Here is a 21,198-nt window from a genome sequence, read left to right as displayed (position 1 = left end):
TCCACCCCGTTTTGAAAAAGGTTCATCATGAACGTCCATCAATTCCTGCTGATCTTGCTCGCTCGGAAAAAGATCATCCTGACGACCCTGCTGGTCACGGTCGCGCTGGCCCTGGGCTGGAGCCTGATCCAATCCAAGACGTACAAGGCAACAGCATCCGTTCTGTTGAACTACAAAGGGGTGGATCCGCTGACCGGACTGACCATGCCGGGCCAGCTGCTGCCGGGCTATATGGCCACCCAGATCGACATCATCAGCAGCAAGAACGTGGCGCTGCGGGTGGTCGATGCGCTGCACCTGGCCAACAGCCCGGCCGTGATCCAGCAATTCCAGGACGCCACCGACGGCCGGGGCACGGTGCGCGACTGGCTGGCCGACCTGCTGCTGAAGAAGCTCGAGATCGTGCCCTCGCGCGAATCCTCGGTGGTCGAGATCAGCTTCAAGGGTGCCGATCCGGCCTTCGCCGCGGCGGTCGCCAACGCCTTCGCCGACGAGTACGAGAAGATCACCGTCCAGCTCAAGACCCAGCCGGCCAAGAAGGCATCGTCGTACTTCAATGAACAGACCAAGCAGCTGCGCGACAACCTCGAAGCCGCCCAGGCCCGCCTCTCCAAATACCAGCAGGAAAAGGGCATCGTCAGCCTCGACAACAACCGTGTCGACGTCGAACTGCAGCGCCTGAACGACCTGTCCGCCCAGCTGGTCCAGGCACAAGCCGCCGCGATGGAAGGGAACTCGCGCCAGGCCGCCGCCGGTTCGGCCCTGACCTCGCCGGACGTCGCCAACAATGCCCTGATCCAGCAGATGCGTGCCAACCTGGCCACCGCCGAAGGCAAGTTCGCCGACACCTCCCAGCGCTACGGCAAGAACCACCCGCAGTACCAGTCCGCCAAGGCCGAGCTGGACAAGGTGCGTGGCGAGCTGAACGCCGCCCTCGGCACCGTCTCGCGCAGCGTCGGCGCGAACGCCCAGGTGATGCGCGCCCGCGAATCCGAGCTGCGCGAAGCCGTCGCCCAGCAGAAGGCCAAGGTGCTGGAACTGAACCGCGCCCGCAACGAACTGGGCGTGCTGCTGAAGGATCTCGACAGCGCCCAGCGCGCCTTCGACGCCGCGTCGCAGCGCTTCTCGCAAACCCGTATCGAAGCCCAGTCCGAGCAGTCCGACATCTCGCTGCTGAACCCGGCCGTGGCGCCGACCGAGCCGTCCGGCCCGCGCGTGCTGCTGAACACCCTGGTCGGCATCCTGGCCGGTACCGTGCTGGGCGTCGGCCTGGCCCTGCTGCTGGAACTGCTGAACCGTCCGGTGCGCTCGCCCAGCGACGTCAAGGACATGCTGGGCATCCCGGTGCTCGGCACCATCGAATGGAAACCGGCGCGCGGCCGTCTCGGCGGTATCCGTTCCCTGGCGCCGCGCCGCCTGCTGCGCCTGAACTGATCGAGGACAGACCATGAATTCTCCGATGCTATCCGCCGTCCACGCCGACCACGCCGCCGAAATGAGCATGGGCGCCCTCCTGCTCGATTCGGGCAAGCTCAATCCGGAAGACGCCGAACGCGTGCTGCGCATGCAGAAGGAAACCGGAATCCGCTTCGGCGAAGCGGCCGTGCGTCTGGGCCTGGTGAGCGAGGACGACATCCAGCAGGCGCTGGCGCGCCAGTTCTCCTATCCCTACCTGCAGAAAGGGCAGGCCGGGCTGTCGCCCAAGCTGATCGCCGCCTATGAACCGTTCTCGCCGCAGGTCGAGTCGCTGCGCGCGATCCGCAGCCAGCTGATGCTGCGCTGGTTCGCACGCGGACGCCGCGCCCTGGCCATCGTCGGCGTCGACCAGGACGACGGCGCCGCGCTGTTCGCGGCCAACCTGGCGATCGTCTTTTCCCAGCTCGGCGAGCAGACCCTGCTGGTGGACGCCAACCTGCGCGCCCCGCGCCAGCAGGATGCGTTCGCGATCAAGCCGCGCGCCGGCCTGTCCGACCTGCTGGCCGGGCGCGCCGACCTCGACGTGATCGCACGGGTGCCGGCCTTCGTCGACCTGTCGGTGATGCCGGCCGGGACGCTGCCGCCGAACCCCCAGGAACTGCTGGCGCGCGAGGGCTTCCGCAACCTCAACACCCAGCTCGAGAGCCGCTACGACGTGGTGCTGTACGACGTGCCGCCGTTCCAGGTGGGCGTCGACGCGGTGGCGGTCGCCAGCCGCGCCGGCGGCGCGCTGCTGGTCACGCGCAAGAATTACACGCGCATCTCGCACATCGGCCGTACCGCCGAACAGCTGGTCGACGCCGGCTGCGAGATCCTCGGTTCGGTGGTGATGGAGTTCTGAAATGAACACGCTGGCCATTCGCTCGATGCGCTCTTTCCGTGCCGCGCTGCCCGAATGGTGGCCGGTACTGCTCGGCCTGGCCGTGCTGTTCGTCCCGACCTTCTACGACCTGTTCACCGGGGCCTGGGTCGGCGAAGAGCAGGGCCACGGCCCGATCATCTTCGGCCTGGCCTTGTGGCTGATCTACCGCAAGTGGCCGGAGATGCTGGAAGCGACCACGCCGCCGCGCGCCAGCTGGACCGGCTGGCCCATCCTCGCGATCGGCCTGCTGACCCACATGCTGGGCCGCTCCCAGAAGATCCTGATGCTGGAAGTGTTGTCGATCATCCTGGTGATGATGGCCGTGCTCCTGATCAAGCGCGGCGGACGCGCGATGCGCGTGCTGTGGTTCCCCTTCTTTTTCATGATCTTCATGGTGCCGCTCCCCAGCGAATTCGTGGCCGCGGTGACGATGCCGATGAAGATGGCGGTTTCCTGGGCCACCGAACACATCCTGTTCGCCTTCGGCTACCCGATCAGCCGTTCCGGCGTGATCCTGCAGATCGGCCAGTACCAGCTGCTGGTGGCGGATGCCTGCGCCGGCCTGCAGACCCTGCTCACCCTGGAAGCGCTGGGCCTGTTCTACCTGAACCTGATGCGCCACCCCTCGGCCTTCCGCAATGTCGGCCTGGCCCTGTTCATCATCCCGATCTCGTTCTCGGCCAATGTGATCCGCGTGATCGTGCTGACCCTGATCACCTATTACTACGGCGACGCGGCGGGGCAGGGCTTCCTGCACGGCTTTGCCGGCATGGTGCTGTTCGTGACGGCGCTGGTGCTGATCCTGTCGATCGACTCGGCCCTGCAGTGGACCATCCGCCGCAGGGAAGCGAAGAACACGCCGCTGCGCACCAGGGAGGCCGCATGAACCGCAAGTTTGCCGCCAGCGTGATCCTGGGCGTGGCAATGGCCGGCACCTCGGCCCTGACCGGCGCCCTGACGCCGACCCAGAAGGTGGCCGACGCCCGCGCCAACTTCAATCTCGACACGATGATCCCGAAGAGCTTCGCCGGCTGGACCATCGACAGCAGCGTGGTGCCGCTGACACCCGATCCGAACCAGAAGGAGCTGATCGCCGCGCTCTACGACCAGACCCTGTCGCGCACCTATGTCAACGCCCAGGGACAGCGCGTGATGCTGTCGATCGCCTACGGCGGCGACCAGAGCAAGCAGCTGCAGTTGCACCTGCCCGAGGTCTGCTACGTGGCCCAGGGCTTCGACATGCTCAAGGACCGCCGCGACGAGCTGGCGACCGGCTTCGGCAAGCTGCCGGTCAAGCGCCTGGTGGCGCGCCAGAACGCGCGCAACGAGCCGATCACCTATTGGGTCACGATCGGCGACAAGGTCGTGATGTCGGGCCTCGACCAGAAACTGCAGCGCTTCATGTACGGCCTGTCGGGCCGGATCCCGGATGGCATGCTGGTGCGCGTCTCGACCATCGAAGCCGACGAGGGCAATGCCTACAAGGTCCAGGACCGCTTCGTCAACCAGATGCTCAGTGCGCTCGACCCGCAGGCGCGCAGCCGCCTGCTGGGCGCGGCCACCACCCACGGATAGCGGTCTTCGATGCAGAACTTCATCCTCTACGTCTACACCTCGCTGCCCTTCATCGTCGTCGCACTGCTGTGCGTGCTGGCGGTGGTCGCGGCCGGCATCGGCATGGTGCGGCCGCGCTGGCTGGCGTATGCCTACATGCTGGTGTTCTTCTGCATGAACTCGACCACTTACGGCTCGCTGTCGACGGTGGGCGCGCCCGGCATCTACACCCGCGGTTCCGGCGTGCTGCTGTTCCCGCTGCTGTTCTGGATGATGTTCGCGTTCTGGTGCTGCGCCCGCGTGTCGGCCAACTTCCAGCGCTTTCCGACCCCGCAGTGCAACCTGCGGCCCTGGTTCTGGGCCTGGTTCCTGCTGCTGTGCGGCCACGTCGCGGTGGGCCTGTTCATGAACGTCAAGCTGCAGGACATCCTGACGGTGGCCGGCTTCTCCAACATCATCTGGATGGCGCCGCTGGTCTCGCTGCTGCTGCTGTCCTTCCGCACCCGCGAGGACGTGGTGGAACTGTCGCGCTTCATCATGCTGGCGGGCCTGGGCCGCGCGCTGTTCGGCCTGGTGCGCTGGGCGATCTTCAAGGGCGACCCGAACAACGTCTACGCCAACATGAACGGCCTGAAGATCAAGCTGACCTTCTTCGACATCAACGACAGCCTGCTGTGCACGATCGCGTTCGCGATCGCCGCGGTCAACCTGTTCCAGATCGTGAAGACCAGGCGCGGCAGCTTCTGGCACCTGGTCGAATGGGCGACCTTGTGCATGACCGCCATGTGCGTGGTGCTGTCCTACCGCCGCACCGCCTGGATCGGCTTCGTGCTGGCCGGCCTGATCGTCATGATGCGCTTCCCGATGCAGCGCCGCATCCAGCTGATGGTGCTGGGCTCGCCGGTGGTGGGCGTCGGGCTGCTGTACGCCGCCTTCAAGCGGCTCGGCCAGACCAAGGGCGCGCATGGCCTCTCCAGCCTGTTCTTCGACATGCAGTCGAAGCGTTTCGGCAGCGAGAGCGAGCGCGTGCTGGAGCTGAAGTTTGCGATGGGCGACTTCCTGTCGCACCCGCTCACCGGGATCGGCACCTGGGGCCGCTACACGGGCTACCAGCACATCTCGTGGCAAGCCAATCCCGACGGCGGCCTGTTCCTGCACAGCGGCGTGCTGCACATCGCCCTGAAAGCCGGCCTGCCCGGGCTGGTGCTGCTGGGTGGCACCATCTATGCCTTCGCCGCCTTCGCGCGCCGCGCGCTGCGGACCGTGTCGCCGGAGGTGCTCGGCGTGGCCACCGCCGGCGCCGCCGGGCTGGCTTTCATGCTGCCCGACCTGCTGGTCGGCACGCCGTTCCCGCAGGTGCGCACGACCCAGATGCTGGCGATCTGCCTGGCGCTGCCGTACGTGGCGATGGCCGTGTGCCGCGAAGCTGCCGTCCAGCCCGTCAGGGAGGCGAACAAGCGCGGCCACGTCAACCTGGTGCCGGCGCAAGCCCCGCTGTGAGATGAATCTGAGCCTGGTTCGCAATGCCTTCTCCAACCTGCTCGGCGCCGTCATACCCGCGCTGGTCGCCCTGGGCACCGTACCGCTGGTGGTCAAGGGCCTGGGCGATGCGAACTACGGCGTGTATTCGCTGGTGACCGCTATCGTCGGCTATTTCGCCGTCATCGATATCAACGTCACCGCCGGCTCGGTCAAGTACATCGCCGAGTTCAATGCACACCAGGACCAGAAACGCATCGACGAGACCGTGTTCTTCGGACTGGCGGTCTACTCGCTGCTGGGCCTCATCGGCGCCATCGGCCTGTACGGCGGCGCCCACTTTTTCGTCACCCGCGTGTTCTCGGTGCCGCCGCAGCTGGTGGGGGAGGCGGTCGCCACCCTGAAGCTGGCGGCGCTCGGCTTCTTCCTCGGCCAGCTGCAAAGCTATCTGCAGAGCATCCCGCAATCGCTGATGCGTTACGACATCGCCGGCCGGATCGAGATGGCGTTCGGTACCGGCGTGCCGCTGCTGACGGTGGCGGTGCTGATGCTGGGCCATGGCCTGTTCGAGGTGATCCTGCTGCGCGTCGTCGCCAGYGCGATCAACTGCGTGGTGCTGTGGCGCTGCATCCGCCGCCTGCTGCCGGAACTCGCCTGGCGCCGGCCTGGCGCCACGATCCGGCGCGAGCTGCTCGGCTTTTCCGCCTATTCCTTCCTCAGCCGTTTCGCCGGCCTGTCGTATGCCTATGCGGACAAGCTGATCATCGGCGCCCTGGTGGGGGTGACCGGGCTGGCGTATTTCACGGTGGCCTCGACCCTGGCGAACCGTATCCTCAGCCTGACCTTCCGCCTCTCGGGTGTGCTGTTCCCGGCCGCCAGCGCCCTGGCCGCGCGCGGCGAGCTGGAACGCCTGCGCGCCCTCTACCTGAAGGCCAGCCGCTATGTCGTATTCATCAATGCATCGGTACTGGTGCTGGTGGCGGTATTCTCCTACCAGATCCTGTATTACTGGATGAACCCGCAGTTCGCACGCGCCGGCCAGGTGGTGCTGGCGGTGATGGCGCTGTCGCAATTCATCGATTCGCTCACCAGCCTGCCGTCGCTGGTCAACGACGGCATGGGGCATCCGCGTGTCAGCGGCATGTTCGCGCTGGTCCGCGCGGCCTTCGGCCTGGTCGTGGTGTGGTTCGGCGTGGATGGCTGGGGCATCGTCGGCGCCGCCTGGGGCCATCTGATCGCGTCCGGGGTCATGACCTGCATCTTCCTGGCGGCGGTGCATGGCCGCACCGTGCCGGCCCGGATGAAGGACCTGGTGCGCCAGGCCTACCTGCCGAGCGTGTTCGGGGTGGGCCTGGTGGCCGTCCTCGCCAATGCCGGCAACCGCCTGTTCGACGGCGGTCCGCTCGACCTGGTGCTGCTGGTGCTGATGACGGTGGCGCTGCTGTTCGCCTGGGGCGCGCTGTGCGTGATCGAAAAGGACGACAAGGACCTGGCGTGGTCCAGGGTCAAAGGCTTATTGTCGATGAGGAAAGCGGTTTGAAGATCCTGATGGTATCGGAGGATTTGCCGGGCACCCAGATCGGCGGCCTGGGCAAGCATGTCGTCACCCTGTCCAACGCCCTGCTGGAGCAGGGGCATGAAGTCGACATCATGGGACGCAGCGACCGCTTCCATGGCGAGGCTGCCCGCGAGATCGGCTTCCACGGCCGGCTGCTGCCCGGCTTCGCGTTCGCGCGGCCCGGCTGGAAGGAGTCCCAGCTGGGCTTCTTCAACCCCGTCAAGCGTCCCTGGTTCGCGCGGCGGGTGGCGCGCGCGCTGATGCGCGAGGCCGGCCAGTACGACGTGGTGCACTACCACGGCCACTTGCCGATGGTCGGGCGCTACGTGCCGCCGACGATGAATTTCGTCCAGACCCGGCACGACCAGGGCAGCGAATGCGTGACCCACCTGCGCTTCAAGGAAGGGCATGTGTGCGAGACGCGCGACCGGCGCGACTGCGCCGCCTGCATCCATCCGGCGCCGAATTCGCTGCGCCGGACCGTCTCGGGCTTCGCCGTGCAACGCTACCGTTCCGAAACGGCCGAGTCCTTCGCGCGCCACAAGACGGTGTTCGTGTCCGACTTCCTGCGCCGCGCCTTCCTGCGCTCGGTACCGGATGCCGACCTGTCGCGCGCTTGCGTGATCCACAACTTCATCCGCTATCCCTTCCTGCGCGAGAACGCGGCGGCGCCCGCCGAAGTACGGGCAGGGGAGGTGCTGCTGGTCGGACGTATCGACACCGGCAAGGGCTTCGGCGAATTCCTGGGCCAGGTGGCCGGCTGGCTGCCGCCGCATGCGCGGGTCACCATCATCGGCGACGGCCCGCTGCGCGCGCAGCTCGAAGCCCGCTACGCCGGTCCGCAGGTGCGCTTCCTCGGCTGGCAGCCCTACGGCGAGGTGATCAGGCTGTCGGCGCGCAGCCACGTGCTGGTGGTGCCCTCGGTGTGCGAGGAAGCCTGTTCCACCACCGTGCTGGAAGCGCTGGCGCTGGGCAAGCAGTGCGTGGCGCTGGCGCGCGGCGGCACGCCGGAGCTGGCGGCCTACCAATATTACGACGGCCAGCTGCAGCTGGCCGAGACCATGCCGCGGCTGGTGGAGCGGCTGGTCGGCATGCTGGGACGTGCGCCAGTGACGGTGCCGCTCCCGGATTCCTTCGCGATGGACGTGTCGCACGCCATCCCTCGACTACTCGACCTCTACGCCAAATGACCATGACCAGCAAACCTACCTTCTCGATCGTCACCTGCACCTGGAACAGCGCCGCCACCTTGCCCGATACCCTGGCCTCGGTGCAGCGCCAGACCTGCCAGGATTACGAACACATCTTCGTCGACGGCGGCTCGACCGACGGCACGCTGGAGATGATCGCCGCCTACCCGGGCCGCAAGCGCGTGCTGCGCGACGTCGGCGGCGGCGTCAGCCGCGCCATGAACCAGGGTATCGAAGCGGCCACCGGCGAATACGTGGCCCATTTGCACTCGGACGATTACTACGCCAGCGACGACGTGCTGGCGACGGTCGCCGAGCGCTTCGCGAGGGAAGGGACGGATTGGGTGTTCGGCAACGTGCAGGTGCTCAAGAACGGCTCCCTGGTCCCGCCTTATCCGATGCTGCCGTTCAGCTACGATTCCTTTGCCGCCGGCCGCGCCTGGGTCCCCCATCCGGCCGTCTTCATCCGCCGCAGCGCCTTCGGCCGGGTCGGCATGTTCGACGAACAGCTGAAGTACGCGATGGACGTCGACCTCTGGCTGCGCCTGGGCCGGGTAGCGCGGCCGTCGACCGTCGACCGCCCGCTGGCCGTGTTCCGCGACCACGCCGGCAGCCTGTCCTCGGCCAACCGGATCAAGGCGCGCCAGGAAGAATTCGCGGTGCGGCGGCGCTACCTGGCGCAGGCACCGTTAGCTTTTGGTATCTATTGTCTGCGCTACATGAAACGCATGCGGACCTTGCGCGCGGAAGAAGCGCATTGACTTGTGGTTCATAAGGCAAGTTTGCAGGATTGCTCACGGAGTTTCCAGACTGTCTTTTCAGTTGCAAAACGAGACTGGTGTTATTGAAAATATTCCTTCTGCAAAGTTGTCCTTACGCCCGTTGGATTTTCGCGAGGAGCGAGAAAAATCTTTGATTTCTAAGGGAATTTTGCCGCAGATCAATTGATGTGCGGTACTATTATTTGGAACCGGACAGCGCTTTTCACCCACAAAAAAGCGCGCGTCGCCGAATACGTCTGGCGCCATGCCGACGAGCCATCCCTTGTAAGTCTTAGTTAATATTCTCGGAGCTCCTACATGAAATTTCATCGGAAAGGTATTGTCCTGGCGGTCGCACTGATGTCGCTGTTTTGCTCGTTCAGCGCGCGTGCCGACTGGGCGCAATCCACCGATCCCCTCGTCGTCCAGCCGGCCCCGGCCAACGGCCAGGTGCAGGCCCAGAACCCGCCCGGCTTCGCCTGGGCGCGCTACGCGACCGGCCCGGCCAGCTACGTGATCGAGATCACGCCCGCGGGCGGCGCGCCAATCACTGCCACCGTCGACCGCAACTGGTACCTGCCGACCAAGGCCCTGGCGCTCGGCAACTACACCTGGCGCGTGCGCCCGGCGAATTCGTCCGACTGGTCGGCCCCGCGTTCCTTCGCGATCACCAGCAAGTCGGCCGTGTTCGAAGTGCCCGACAACGCCACCTTGCGCGCCCGCATCCTGGCCAAGGCCCGCCCGCGCTCGCTGCCGTCGTCCACCACCCCCTACTCGACCTGGAATACCGCCAAGAAGACCGAGCTCGATCCTTACCTGAGCCGCCTGACCAACGAAGTCAAGCTGCAGATGGGTGCGCTGCCCAACCTGAGCGATGCGACGTGGCCGATCACCATCGGCGCCCCGCTGACCGCGCAGATGGCCGCCCAGCAGGTCGACGTGCGCAACAGGATCAACGAAGCCACCCGCCAGATGGAAGCCGCGGCCCTGCTGTGGCGCATCCGCAAGGATCCGATCTACCTGAACGAAGCGATCAAGCGCGGCGACCAGCTCGCCTCCCTGACCCCGACCGGCCCGACCAGCTACGCCAACCAGGACCAGGCCACCCGCCAGATCGCGCTGTCGCTGATCAAGACCATCGACCTGCTGCCTGGCGACCTCGACGCCACCCGCCGCAACCGCTGGCTGGACATCGTGCGCGTGCGCACCAACGAGATGTACAACAACCTGGCCGGCGACAACGGCCGCCTGGACCAGTACCCGTTCGACTCGCACGGCAACACCCTGATGATCTTCATGTCGCTGATCTCGAGCCTGTCGCTGGGCGACATCCCGGATGCGCAGAAGTGGTTCGACTTTACCTTCCGCGCCTATGTCAACAATCCGTCGCCGTGGTCCGGCCCGGAAGGCGGCTACGCCAACGGCACCGCCTATGCCGAGTACGCGGCCGGCTACATGGTCGCGCTGTGGGATTCGATCAACCAGGCTACCGGCGTCAACATGTACGCCAAGCCCTGGACCCTCGGCTTCCTCGACTTCGCCATGATGCTGACGCCGCCGGGCTCGAAGGTCCACGCCTTCGGCGACGGTTCCGAGACCAAGCCGGACCCGCGCGTGTTCCACGCCTTCGCCCAGCGCCTGGTCAACCCGCGCGCCAACTGGTACCAGTCCAAGCTGGGCGGTATCGAGGACGGCATGCAGGTGCTGGAAGCGCCGTACCCGATGCCGATCGCCGGCAACACTGTGTTCGCGGCGCCGTCGAACGAGAACTACTACCCGAGCATCGGCTGGGTCGCGATCCACAGCGACATCGGCAACACCAACCGCAGCTCGTTCTACTTCAAGTCGAGCCCTTACGGTTCCTTCAACCACAGCCACGGCGACCAGAACGGCCTGCTGCTGTCGGTGGCCGGCCAGCCGCTGCTGATCAAGTCGGGCTGGTACGACTGGTACGGCTCGCCGCAGTGGAGCGACTGGTACCACCAGACCAGGTCGCAGAACGCGATCACCTTCGACGGCGGCAAGGGCCAGCTGGTCGACGGCTACCGCGAGCAGCTGCAGCGTAACGGCAAGATCACCGCGTGGGCGGTGAACCCGAACTACGACTACGCAGAAGGCGATGCGACCCCGGCCTACGGCGGCCAGTTGACGATGGCCAAGCGCCAGATCTGGTACTTCAAGGCCCAGGATGCGATGCTGGTGCGCGACAAGCTGTCGGCCGTGGTGCCGCACACCTACGAGTTCAACGTCCACGCCCCGGTGGCGTTCACGGTGGAGAGCCCGTCGAGCGTGAAGATCACGGCGGGCGGCCAGTCGGTCTGCCTGCGCGACCTGAACGGCAACGCACCGTTCGCGACCTGGACCGGTCCGGCGGCGAAGGCCGGCGTGACCGAAGCGCACGGCGCCTTCTACCTGAAAAACGACGGCAAGTCGGTCGGCGAATTCCTGGTCCTGATGGACGTCGGCTGCAAGCGCCCGACCGTCAAGATCGGCGCGTCCGGCAGCACCCGTACCTTCACCATCGGTACCCAGACCGTGAATTTGAACTGATTCAGTTGTAAATCAAGCTGCCCAAGCGCCGTGCTACACTCGGCGCGCGGGCCGGAATCCTTCGCAGGCAAGGCGCCGCGAAGGATTTTTTTTCGCCGGTAGCTCATCATGAAGCAGGTTTTCCTCATTGCCGCCCACAAGGATCCCGCCCAGCTGAACGCGCTGGTCGAACGCCTGCGCGACGAGGACTTCCTGATCTACGTCCACCTCGACGCCAAGGGCGCCATCGAACCCTTTGACGTGCACCCGGGTGCGCGCCTGGTCGGCAAGCGCATCGCCGTGCACTGGGGCTGCTTCAGCCAGGTCGAAGCCACCCTCAATTCGCTGGAGCAGATCGTGGCCGAGGTGCCCGAGTTCGACAAGGTGCTGCTCCTCAGCGCCCAGGACTTCCCGCTGCTGTCGAACGCCGCGCTGAAGTCGGCGCTGGCGGCGTTGCGCGGCCACGAGCTGCTGGACACCGTGCCGATCGGCCGCGGACCGGGGCAGTGGGCGGCCGCCTACCGCTACCAGTATTTCTACCGCCAGGACGCGGGGCGGGCGCTGCGCCTGGCCTGTTCGCTGGCGAACCGCGCGATGCGCGCCTGCGGCCTCGCGCGGCGCATGCCGGGCGGCCTGCAGCCGCATGGCGGTTCGTCGTGGTGGGCGCTGTCGCGCGACTGCGTGCGCGAGGTGCTGGCGCGGGTCCGGCGCGAGCCCGGCCTCCTGCGCTTCTTCCGCAGCGTGTCCTGCGCCGACGAGCTATTCTTCCAGACCCTGGTGATGAATTCGCGCTTCAGGGAGCGCGTGTTGTCGGAAAATTTCCGCTACGTCCAATGGCCGCAGCGCGGCGCGCGCAATCCCAAGATCCTCGACGAGCACGACTTCGAACGCATCGCCGCCTCGAATGCCCATTTCTGCCGCAAGATCGACAGCCGGGCCAGCGCCGCGCTGCTGCAACGCCTCGAAGCGCTGCGGGCAGGCTGAATGGCGCGCAATCGTGCGTCCGTACGGCTGCGTTAGAATCGATTCATGTCGAAACCGCTATCGATTGCCTGCATCCTTCGCGACCCGCTTCCCCCGACCCGTGCCGATGTGCTGACCCTGTTCGGTACCGAGATGCCGCGCTACGGCGTGCATACCGAGCTGGTGGGGCAGGGCGGGCAGGAAGCCGGCGCGCCCGGCTGGCCGGCCGGCGGCATGCACGTGGTGGGGCGTCTTCATTCGCCGCTCGCCAGCGTCTGCTCGCCGCTGTGGGACCTCATGGGCCTGTGGCACGCCCTCGGCGGCTTGCGCGGCCTGATGCGGGGGCGACGTCCGGACTGCCTGCAGGTGCGCGACAAGATCGCCAGCGGCGTGCTGGGCCGCGTGGCGGCAGCGCTGCTGCGCGTGCCCTTCGTCTACTGGATGTCCTTCCCCATCGTCGAAGGCTATGCGGTGCGCCGCGACGACATCGCGCGCCACCAGCGCGGCCCCGCCGGCCGCCTCAAATGGGCGGCGCATGCGCTGCGCGCCTGGGCATCCTGGCATGTCATCTATCGCCTGGTGCTGCCGGGCGCGCGCCACATCTTCGTGCAGAGCGATGCGATGGCCGACTGGCTGGCCGGCAAGGGTTTTCCGCGTGAACGCATGACGGCGGTGCCGATGGGCGTGGACGCCGCCCTGTTCGACCGCGCGACGGTCGAACCCGCCGCCGATGCGCGCCTGGACGGCCGCCGGGTGGTGCTCTACCTGGGCCGCATCGCGCAGTCGCGCAGGTCCGATTTCCTGCTGGACGTCACCGAGGAATTGCGGCGCGAATGTCCCGAGGTCCTGCTGGTGATCGCCGGCGATGCGCCCTCGAACGACGAGATGGAGTGGATGCGGCGCGAGATCGCCGCCCGCGGGCTCGAACAACACGTGCTGCTGACCGGCTGGCTGCCCCAGCGGACGGCGCTCGGCTATGCGGTGCGGGCCGAGGTCGGCCTGGCGCCGATGCCGCGCGGGGTGCTGGGCGACACGATGTCGCCGACCAAGGTGGTCGAGTACATGGCGCTCGGCATTCCCACCGTCGCCACCGATATCCCCGACCAGCAGCTGGTCCTCGCGCAGAGCGGCGCCGGCCTGTGCGTGCCGATGGAAGCGCGCGCCTTCGCGACCGCCGTCCTGGCGTTATTGAACGATCCGGAACAAGCCCGGCAGTTCGCGATGCGTGGTCCAGCGTACGTCAAAGCCCATCGTACCTATGATATTCTCGGCCGAAATGTTGCAAGAACTTATAAAAAGATCCTGATGGAGTAGCCCTGCACGATGTGGACCCATTCGCTCAAGTTCTCCCTGCGTTCTCTCGGGCGTGAACTGGTCCGCAACATCTGGGGGCGTCTGCTGGTCTACCCGGCCCTGGCAAGGAACGAGTGCTCGCGCGAAACCCTGGCCCGCTATGTGGCGCGGCGTGCCGACAAGGTCGGCGTGCCGCTCGACGGCGATCCCTTCAGCCTGCCGCGCCTGGCACCCGGCGCCACGCTGCTGACCAAGCAGGAGCTGCGCCAGCATCCCGAACGCCTGCTGCGCCCGCGCCGCTTCGGCTCCCTGATCCGCACCACCATCAAGACCAGCGGCACCTCCGGTACGCCGCTGACCATCGTCCAGTCGCTCGGCAATATGGTGCGCGAAGAGGGCTTCGTCTATCGCCAGCTGCGCTGGATCGGCTGGCGGCCCGGCCAGCCGCGCGCCTGGATCCGCGGCGACATCGTCTGCGCCGACCAGCCGAAGGACGGCCGCTACTGGTGCCGCGACTGGGTCGGCAACATGCTGATGATGTCCTCGTACCACCTGTCGAACGAGACCATCGGCGCCTACATCGCCGCCCTCGAAGGGCTCGATCCGGTCGTGATCCACGCCTATCCATCCTCGATCGCGGCGCTGGCGGCCTGGCTGAACGCGCGCGGACGGCGCTATGAGGGCAGGGCGCTGAAGGGCGTGATGACCTCGTCGGAAACCATGGAGCCGGAGGTGAGGGCGGCGGTCGAGCAGGCGTTCGGCGTGCGCGTGTTCGACTGGTACGGCCAGTCCGAACGGGTGGCCGCGATCGGCACCTGCGAGCACGGCAGCTACCACGTGCTGACCGACTACGGCAGCGTGGCCCTGCTCGACACGGAGCAGCCGGAGGCATGCGAGCTGGTCGGCACCGGCCTGAACAACCTGGCGATGCCGCTGGTCCGCTACCGCACCGGCGACACCGTGATCCCGGGCGGCGAAGCCTGTGCCTGCGGGCGCGTGTTTCCGACCGTCAAGGCCATCCTCGGACGCCAGGAAAAAGTCATCACCCTGCCGGACGGGCGCATGATCGGCCGCCTGGATCGCATTTTCCAAGGCCACGACCGCCACCTGGTCGAAGGCCAGGTGGTATATCGCGGCCACGGCCGCTTCCTGTTGCGGGTGGTGGCCACCGAGGGCTGGAGCGAACTCGATGCGCGCGCGATGGTCGACAAATTCCTGCTGCGCGTGCCCGGCGTCGAGGTCAGCGTCGCCCGGGTCGAGGCGATTGCGCGCGGGCCGCGGGGCAAGTTCGAGTTCGTTGTTGTCGAAGAGGAAGGCGAACCGTGCGCATCACGGGAAATTCATGATGTATGATCGAAATATTGCCCGTTTAATAAGAGCGTGTATTTTGTTAAAACAGCCATCAACCATGCAGGGAAAAACCGCGCCACGCATCCTGATGGTCGGTACCGCCCTGGAAGGCAGGGGCGGGGTGGCGGCGGTGGTGTCCGTGCTGCGCCACCATGGCTTGTTCGAGCGGGAGCGGGTGCGCTATGTCGCTACGCACCGCGAGGGCTCGAAAGCCGAGAAGGCGAAGGGTGCGCTGTCCGGCTTCTGGCAGACCGTGCTGGCCTGCGTGAGCCAGCATCCGGCCGTGGTGCACGTGCATGCGGCTTCGCGCGCCAGTTTCGTGCGCAAGTCCATCGTGCTGCTGATCGCCCGCCTGGCGGGCTGCAAGACGATTTTTCATCTGCATGGCGGCGGCTTCCGCCAGTTCGCCACCGTCGAGGCCGGCGCCCTGATGCGGCGCTGGATCCGCCACACGCTGGAAGCCAGTTCGGTCGTGATCACGCTGTCGGCCGGCTGGGCTGATTTCGTGCGCGCCTTCGCGCCGAAGGCCAGGGTGACGGTGGTGCCGAATTCGGTGCCGCTGCCGGCGCCCTCCGGCATTCGCGGGGACGCTCGGCGCGTCCTCTTCCTCGGCCGCATCGAGGAAGCCAAGGGCGTGTTCGAACTGCTCGGCGCCGGCGCCCGGCTGGCGCCGCAGTTTCCGGACCTGCGCCTGGTATTCGGCGGCGAAGGTGATGCGGAGGCACTGCGCAGGCGCGCGTCCGAGCTGGGCATCCTGGAGCGCATCGAACTGCCCGGCTGGCTCGGTCCGCGCGAACGCGACGCCCAGCTGGCGCGCGCCGCCGTGTTCTGCCTGCCTTCGCATGCCGAGGGACTGCCGATGTCGATGCTGGAAGCGATGGCGGCCGGCAGGGCGGTGGTCGCCAGCAAGGTGGGCGGGATTCCGGAAACCATCGTCGACGGCGACAACGGCTTGCTGGTGCCGCCGCGCGACGAAGCGGCGCTGGCCGGGGCGCTGCAACAGGTATTGGGCGACGACGCCCTGCGTGCACGGCTGGCGGAGCGTGCGCGCGCAACCATCGAGCAACATTACTCAACCGAGGTAGTGTGCGGGCAATTGTCCGCGATCTACCGTGAATTGGCGGGGACACAATGATGAGCGAAGCGACAGGCATGGTCTGGCTGGTGAACCGTTTGCGCTGCATGTCGGTGGCCGAGGTCGGCTACCGGATCCAGCAGGCGGCGGTGAAAGGGGTGGCGAAACGGGTCAGGCCGCGCGCCGCGCCGCCGCTGCCGCGCGCCCGCACCTTCACCATCCATGGCGCGCCTGCCTTGAGCGCGGCCGAGCGCGAAGCCCTGCTGGCCGACGCCGACAGCATTTGCGCCGGCCACGTGGTCCTGTTCGCCGCGCGCCGCTTCGACGTCGGCATGCCGCCGCTGTGGAACCGCGATCCCGAAAGCGGCGTGACCGGACCGGCCATCTACGCCGGCGACATCGCCATCACCAACCGCGAGCAGGTTGGCGACATCAAGCATGTCTGGGAACTGAACCGCCATTTGCACCTCGTGCGCCTGGCCCAGGCCTGGGCCGCGACCAACGACGTCGCCTGGCTGCACGCCCTGCACCACCAGCTGCGCAGCTGGCTCGACCAGTGCCCGCCGCTGGTCGGCCCCAACTGGACCAGCTCGCTGGAACTGGGCATCCGCCTGATCAACTGGAGCCTGGTCTGGCAATTGATCGGAGGAGAGGGCAGCGGCCTGTTCGCCGGCGAGGACGGCGAGCGCCTGCGCGCCGACTGGCTCGATTCCATCCACGCTCACTGCAGCGCGATCGCGCGCCATTTGTCGCGCCACTCGTCCGCCAACAACCACCTGATCGGCGAACTCGCCGGCCTGTACGTGGGCGCCTCGATCTGGCCCTGCTGGAAGTCGTCCGCGGCCTGGCTCGAGCAGGCCAGGCGCGAACTCGAACACGAGGCCCAGGCCCAGTTCTCGCGCGACGGCGTGAACCGCGAACAGGCCTTCGCCTACCACATCTTCTCGTCCGAATTCCTGTTCGTCGCCGGCCTGGTCGGCCAGGCCTGCGGCCATCCCTTCTCGCGCGCCTACTGGGCCAGCCTGCAGCGCGCATTACGATTCTTACGGTCGTTGCGCGACGTCGGCGGCAACGTGCCGATGGTGGGCGACGCCGACGACGGCATCGTGTTCCGCCTCGACGCGCCGGGCAGCGACCGCGCGGCCCAGCTGCTGGCCCTCGGCGACGCCGTGCTGCGGCGCCACGACAGCGCGTATGCGAGCGAGCATCCGGGCGTGCGCTGGCTGCTGCATACGCTGCCGGGCAAGCGCCCGGAAACCGATCCGCACGAATCCGAGACCGGCTGGGCCTTCCCGGACGGCGGCTACCTGCTGTTCGGCTCCCACTTCGGCGAAGCCAACGAGATCAAGGGCATGGTCGATTGCGGCCCGCTCGGCTACCTCGGGATCGCCGCCCACGGCCACGCCGACGCGCTGGCGCTGAACCTGTCGGTCGGCGGCGAGGAATGCCTGGTCGATCCCGGCACCTATTCCTACTGGCAGGAGCACAAGTGGCGAGACTATTTCCGCGGCACCTCGGCCCACAACACCGTGCGCATCGACGGCCTCGACCAGTCGGTGTCGGGCGGGCGCTTCATGTGGCTGAAGAAGGCCAGGGCGAGCATCGAAAGGATGCCGCAGTCGCCCCACGAATTCGATTTCCGCGGCTCGCACGACGGCTACGAGCGCCTGGCGGACCCGGTGCGCCACATGCGCAGCGTGCGCTTCGACGCCGCGACCTCGAGCCTGGTCGTGCGCGACGAGTTTGCTGCCAGGAAGCATCACCAGGTGGAGCTGTTCTGGCATTTCGCGCCGGGACTGAGCGTCCGTCTGGATAGTTCTGGCCTGCACGTGCGCGGCAAGCGCTTCGCCCTGCAGATGCATGCCCATGGCGCCGACCTCAAGCTGGAACTGGTGCGCGCCAATGAAAATCCGCCGCTGGGCTGGTATTCGCGCTGCTACGAATCGAAGGAGGCTTGCGACGTGCTGAAGATCAGCACCGTATCGTCCGCCGTCCCGGTCGAGTGCAGGTTTACAATAACGTTTTTTTAATAACCAACCGCCGTAAGAATTGTTTTAATACTAATTACTAGGGAACTTGTTTCATGCTCATTTATCTGGTTGCGGGCGCACGGCCCAACTTCATGAAGATCGCTCCGATCGTCCGCGCGCTGCAGGCTCAATCGCCGAAAACCTTGTCGTACAAGATCATTCATACCGGCCAGCACTATGACCGCGAGATGAACGATGTCTTCTTCGAGGAACTCGGCATTCCGCAGCCCGACGTCTTCATGGCCGCCGGCGGCGGCAGCCACGCCCAGCAGACCGCCAAGATCATGGTCGGCTTCGAGGAACTGTGCCAGAACGAACGCCCGGCCGCCGTGCTGGTGGTGGGCGACGTGAATTCCACCCTGGCCTGCTCGATCGTCGCCAAGAAACTGAACATTCCGGTGGCCCACGTCGAGGCCGGCCTGCGCTCGGGCGACATGGCCATGCCGGAAGAAATCAACCGCCTGGTCACCGACAGTATTTCGGACTGGTTCTTCGTCACCGAACCGGCCGCGCTGGAACACCTGCGCCGCGAAGGCAAGCCGGATTCCGCCGTCCACTACGTCGGCCATGTGATGGTCGACAACGTGCTGTACCAGGCGGACAAGCTGGCCCAGGCCGACACCTCGGCTTTCGAGACCAGCGCTTTCAAGCAGGCTCGCAAGGATGCGGGCGAGCGCTACGGCGTGATCACCATGCACCGCCCCAGCAACGTCGACGACAAGGAAACCTTCACCCGCATCGCCGGCGCCCTGAAGGAAATCTCGAACGAGCTGCCGCTGGTCTTCCCGGTGCACCCGCGCACCCGCGCCAACATCGACAAGTTCGGCATCGACCTGGGGCCGAACATCACGCTGGCCGGTCCGCAGGCCTATATGGCTTTCCTCAACATGTGGAAGGACGCGGCCGTCGTGCTGACCGACAGCGGCGGCCTGCAGGAAGAAACCACTGCGCTGGGCGTGCCCTGCGTGACCATCCGCGAGAACACCGAGCGCCCCGTCACCGTCGACGAGGGTTCGAACGTGCTGGCCGGCACCGATCCGGCCGCCATCCTGCTGGAAGCGCGCAAGATCCTGCGCGGCGAAGGCAAGCAGGGCCGCCGGCCGCACCTGTGGGACGGCAAGGCGGCGGAACGTATCGTCGAGGTCCTGGCTAAAGAGCTCAGCAAGAACTCCGAGCAGGAACGCAAATGAGCAGAAGAGGATGATCATATGAGCGAACGCATCACACTGATGGGGTGCTCCATCGACAACCTGTCGATGGAGGAAACATTGCAGACCATCGAGGGTTTCATCCATACAGGACGGCCCCATCAGCATGTGGTGGTGAACGTGGACAAGCTGGTCAAGGCCAGCCGCGATCCCGAGCTCAGGCAGATCATCAACGATTGCGCGCTCATCAATGTGGACGGCATGCCGGTCGTGTGGGCGTCGCGCCTGCTCGGCAAGCCGCTCAAGGAAAGAGTCGCCGGCGTCGACCTGTTCGAGGCGCTGATGCGCCGCGCGGGAGAGAAGGGCTGGCGCGTATTCCTGCTGGGCGCGAAGGAAGAAGTGGTCGGCAAGGTGGCCGCCACTTACCAGCGCAAGTATCCGAAGCTGGTGCTGGCCGGCTACCGCAACGGCTACTGGAAGGGCGAGGCGGAAGAAGCGCAGGTCGTGGAACAGATCCGCGAGGCGCGCCCGGATTTGCTGTTCGTGGCGATCAGTTCGCCGAAAAAAGAGCAGTTCCTCGGCCGCTACCAGGCCGAGATGAAGATTCCGTTCGCGATGGGCGTGGGCGGCACTTTCGACGTGGCGATCGGCCACGTCAAGCGTGCGCCGGTGTGGATGCAGAAGTCGGGACTGGAATGGTTCTACCGCTTCCTGCAGGAGCCGCGGCGTATGTTCCGCCGCTACTTCATCGAGGACATGGCCTTTCTCGGCCTCTTCATCAAAGAGGCCCTGAGCGGCCGCCGCAAGGCATAAGCAAAACAGGGATCACGGCGGCCGCAGAAGCCGCTGCACGAATAAAACGAAGGCGCCAGCTCAAGGCATGGCGACAGGCATAACTTTTACGAAAGCACATATCAATGAAGATTCTGGTTACCGGCGGCATGGGTTATATCGGTTCGCACACCGTGGTTGAACTGCAGAACGCAGGCCACGAGGTGGTGGTGGTCGACAACCTGTCCAACGCCAACCGTTCCGTGCAGGAACGGGTGACTCGCATCACGGGGAAGGCTTTCGAATTCGTCGAGGCCGACATCCGCGACCGYGCGGCGATGGAAGCCGCGTTCGGCGCGCACAAGGTCGACGCCGTGATCCACTTTGCCGGCCTGAAGGCGGTCGGCGAATCGGTGGCGCAGCCGCTGCGCTACTACGACAACAACGTCTCCGGCAGCGTGGTGCTGTTCGAGACCATGGCCAAGTTCGGCTGCAAGACCCTGGTGTTCTCGTCGTCGGCCACGGTGTACGGCGACCCGGCCTCGGTGCCGATCCGCGAAGACTTCCCGCTCTCGGCCACCAACCCCTACGGCCGCAGCAAGCTGATGATCGAAGACATCCTGCGCGACCTGTTCAAGGCCGAGCCGGACTGGCACGTCGCGCTGCTGCGCTATTTCAACCCGGTCGGCGCCCACGAAAGCGGGCTGATCGGCGAGGAGCCGAACGGCATCCCCAACAACCTGGTGCCCTATATCGCCCAGGTCGCCAACGGCCAGCGCGAGAAGCTGTCCGTGTACGGCGGCGACTACCCGACCCCGGACGGGACCGGCATGCGCGACTACATCCACGTGGTCGACCTGGCGATCGGCCACGTCAAGACCCTCGACAAGCTGGCCCAGGGAGCYGGACTGCATACKTAYAACCTCGGCACCGGCAACGGCAACAGCGTGCTGGAAATGGTGCATGCCTTCGAAAAGGCCTGCGGCAAGCCGATTCCGTATCAAATCGTGGACCGTCGCCCCGGCGACATTGCGAAGTGCTACGCCGACCCGACCCGCGCACGCGAGGAACTCGGTTGGACGGCGACGCGTGACATCGCACAAATGTGCGCCGACTCCTGGCGCTACCAGACGACACCAAAATGAGCATGAGGACCGAA

At 66.2% G+C, this 21,198-nt stretch carries 17 protein-coding genes; all 17 read left to right on the top strand.

The genetic code is table 11. From position 1 onward, the window contains the following. Positions 1-27: 27 nt before the first annotated feature. On the top strand, positions 28-1,434 hold the full coding sequence (gene epsF, locus AC1DOQ_RS16845; protein ID WP_477366551.1) for a chain length determinant protein EpsF: 1,407 nt from the start codon (positions 28-30) through the stop codon (positions 1,432-1,434). Between the two features lie 13 nt (positions 1,435-1,447). Continuing rightward, positions 1,448-2,317, top strand: coding sequence for a chain length determinant protein tyrosine kinase EpsG (gene epsG / locus AC1DOQ_RS16840; protein WP_477366548.1), 870 nt, complete (start codon positions 1,448-1,450; stop codon positions 2,315-2,317). 1 nt (position 2,318) lies between these two features. After that, on the top strand, positions 2,319-3,224 hold the full coding sequence (gene xrtB / locus AC1DOQ_RS16835) for an exosortase B (RefSeq protein WP_477366545.1): 906 nt from the start codon (positions 2,319-2,321) through the stop codon (positions 3,222-3,224). Beyond that, positions 3,221-3,913 carry an exosortase-associated protein EpsI, B-type gene (epsI, locus tag AC1DOQ_RS16830; RefSeq protein ID WP_477366542.1) on the top strand — a complete coding sequence of 231 codons (693 nt, stop codon included), beginning with the start codon at positions 3,221-3,223 and terminating at the stop codon, positions 3,911-3,913. Before xrtB ends, epsI begins: the two co-directional genes overlap by 4 nt. A 9-nt stretch (positions 3,914-3,922) precedes the next feature. Further along, positions 3,923-5,392 carry an O-antigen ligase family protein gene (locus tag AC1DOQ_RS16825; protein WP_477366539.1) on the top strand — a complete coding sequence of 490 codons (1,470 nt, stop codon included), beginning with the start codon at positions 3,923-3,925 and terminating at the stop codon, positions 5,390-5,392. A 1-nt stretch (position 5,393) separates the two neighbouring features. After that, on the top strand, positions 5,394-6,911 hold the full coding sequence (locus AC1DOQ_RS16820) for a flippase (RefSeq protein WP_477366536.1): 1,518 nt from the start codon (positions 5,394-5,396) through the stop codon (positions 6,909-6,911). Beyond that, entirely contained in the window at positions 6,908-8,119 is a 1,212-nt protein-coding gene (locus AC1DOQ_RS16815) for a glycosyltransferase family 4 protein (RefSeq protein ID WP_477366533.1), read from the top strand. The genes AC1DOQ_RS16820 and AC1DOQ_RS16815 overlap by 4 nt, the downstream gene beginning before the upstream one ends. Positions 8,120-8,121: 2 nt before the next feature. Further along, positions 8,122-8,880, top strand: coding sequence for a glycosyltransferase family 2 protein (locus AC1DOQ_RS16810; protein ID WP_477366530.1), 759 nt, complete (start codon positions 8,122-8,124; stop codon positions 8,878-8,880). Between the two features lie 318 nt (positions 8,881-9,198). Further along, the gene (locus AC1DOQ_RS16805; protein ID WP_477366527.1) at positions 9,199-11,430 is read left to right on the top strand and encodes a DUF4962 domain-containing protein; all 2,232 of its coding nucleotides are present in this window, start codon (positions 9,199-9,201) and stop codon (positions 11,428-11,430) included. A 108-nt stretch (positions 11,431-11,538) separates the two neighbouring features. Next, positions 11,539-12,393, top strand: a complete 855-nt coding sequence (locus AC1DOQ_RS16800) for a beta-1,6-N-acetylglucosaminyltransferase (protein WP_477366523.1) — start codon at positions 11,539-11,541, stop codon at positions 12,391-12,393. A gap of 45 nt (positions 12,394-12,438) precedes the next feature. After that, positions 12,439-13,686 (top strand): glycosyltransferase, encoded by a 1,248-nt coding sequence (locus AC1DOQ_RS16795; protein WP_477366520.1) that lies wholly within the window; start codon positions 12,439-12,441, stop codon positions 13,684-13,686. 9 nt (positions 13,687-13,695) lie between these two features. Continuing rightward, positions 13,696-15,018: a phenylacetate--CoA ligase family protein gene (locus tag AC1DOQ_RS16790; RefSeq protein ID WP_477366517.1), complete on the top strand. Its 1,323-nt coding sequence runs from the start codon at positions 13,696-13,698 to the stop codon at positions 15,016-15,018. Positions 15,019-15,073: 55 nt separating this feature from the next. Next, the gene (locus AC1DOQ_RS16785) at positions 15,074-16,150 is read left to right on the top strand and encodes a glycosyltransferase family 4 protein (RefSeq protein ID WP_477366514.1); all 1,077 of its coding nucleotides are present in this window, start codon (positions 15,074-15,076) and stop codon (positions 16,148-16,150) included. After that, positions 16,150-18,120, top strand: coding sequence for a heparinase II/III family protein (locus AC1DOQ_RS16780; protein ID WP_477366511.1), 1,971 nt, complete (start codon positions 16,150-16,152; stop codon positions 18,118-18,120). Before AC1DOQ_RS16785 ends, AC1DOQ_RS16780 begins: the two co-directional genes overlap by 1 nt. 53 nt (positions 18,121-18,173) lie before the next feature. Then, on the top strand, positions 18,174-19,310 hold the full coding sequence (gene wecB / locus AC1DOQ_RS16775) for a non-hydrolyzing UDP-N-acetylglucosamine 2-epimerase (protein ID WP_477366508.1): 1,137 nt from the start codon (positions 18,174-18,176) through the stop codon (positions 19,308-19,310). An 18-nt stretch (positions 19,311-19,328) separates the two neighbouring features. Further along, positions 19,329-20,081, top strand: coding sequence for a WecB/TagA/CpsF family glycosyltransferase (locus AC1DOQ_RS16770; RefSeq protein ID WP_477366505.1), 753 nt, complete (start codon positions 19,329-19,331; stop codon positions 20,079-20,081). A gap of 104 nt (positions 20,082-20,185) precedes the next feature. Further along, positions 20,186-21,184 (top strand): UDP-glucose 4-epimerase GalE, encoded by a 999-nt coding sequence (gene galE / locus AC1DOQ_RS16765; RefSeq protein ID WP_477366502.1) that lies wholly within the window; start codon positions 20,186-20,188, stop codon positions 21,182-21,184. The last annotated feature ends 14 nt before the right edge of the window (positions 21,185-21,198 follow it).

It is taken from the genome of Massilia sp. 01N417 (assembly GCF_056399645.1).
The sequence above is the reverse complement of the archived record's forward strand: the minus strand, read 5'-3'. Positions and strand labels throughout refer to the sequence as shown.

What these genes read in the sequence shown, in the direction of transcription:
- AC1DOQ_RS16770 (WP_477366505.1), top strand. Translation starts at nt 19,329, where the DNA reads ATGAGCGAACGCATCACACTGATGGGGTGCTCCATCGACAACCTGTCG.
- AC1DOQ_RS16805 (WP_477366527.1), top strand. Translation starts at nt 9,199, where the DNA reads ATGAAATTTCATCGGAAAGGTATTGTCCTGGCGGTCGCACTGATGTCG.
- epsG (WP_477366548.1), top strand. Translation starts at nt 1,448, where the DNA reads ATGAATTCTCCGATGCTATCCGCCGTCCACGCCGACCACGCCGCCGAA.
- AC1DOQ_RS16790 (WP_477366517.1), top strand. Translation starts at nt 13,696, where the DNA reads ATGTGGACCCATTCGCTCAAGTTCTCCCTGCGTTCTCTCGGGCGTGAA.
- epsF (WP_477366551.1), top strand. Translation starts at nt 28, where the DNA reads ATGAACGTCCATCAATTCCTGCTGATCTTGCTCGCTCGGAAAAAGATC.
- AC1DOQ_RS16780 (WP_477366511.1), top strand. Translation starts at nt 16,150, where the DNA reads ATGAGCGAAGCGACAGGCATGGTCTGGCTGGTGAACCGTTTGCGCTGC.
- epsI (WP_477366542.1), top strand. Translation starts at nt 3,221, where the DNA reads ATGAACCGCAAGTTTGCCGCCAGCGTGATCCTGGGCGTGGCAATGGCC.
- AC1DOQ_RS16785 (WP_477366514.1), top strand. Translation starts at nt 15,074, where the DNA reads ATGCAGGGAAAAACCGCGCCACGCATCCTGATGGTCGGTACCGCCCTG.
- AC1DOQ_RS16810 (WP_477366530.1), top strand. Translation starts at nt 8,122, where the DNA reads ATGACCAGCAAACCTACCTTCTCGATCGTCACCTGCACCTGGAACAGC.
- AC1DOQ_RS16800 (WP_477366523.1), top strand. Translation starts at nt 11,539, where the DNA reads ATGAAGCAGGTTTTCCTCATTGCCGCCCACAAGGATCCCGCCCAGCTG.
- wecB (WP_477366508.1), top strand. Translation starts at nt 18,174, where the DNA reads ATGCTCATTTATCTGGTTGCGGGCGCACGGCCCAACTTCATGAAGATC.
- AC1DOQ_RS16795 (WP_477366520.1), top strand. Translation starts at nt 12,439, where the DNA reads ATGTCGAAACCGCTATCGATTGCCTGCATCCTTCGCGACCCGCTTCCC.
- AC1DOQ_RS16825 (WP_477366539.1), top strand. Translation starts at nt 3,923, where the DNA reads ATGCAGAACTTCATCCTCTACGTCTACACCTCGCTGCCCTTCATCGTC.
- xrtB (WP_477366545.1), top strand. Translation starts at nt 2,319, where the DNA reads ATGAACACGCTGGCCATTCGCTCGATGCGCTCTTTCCGTGCCGCGCTG.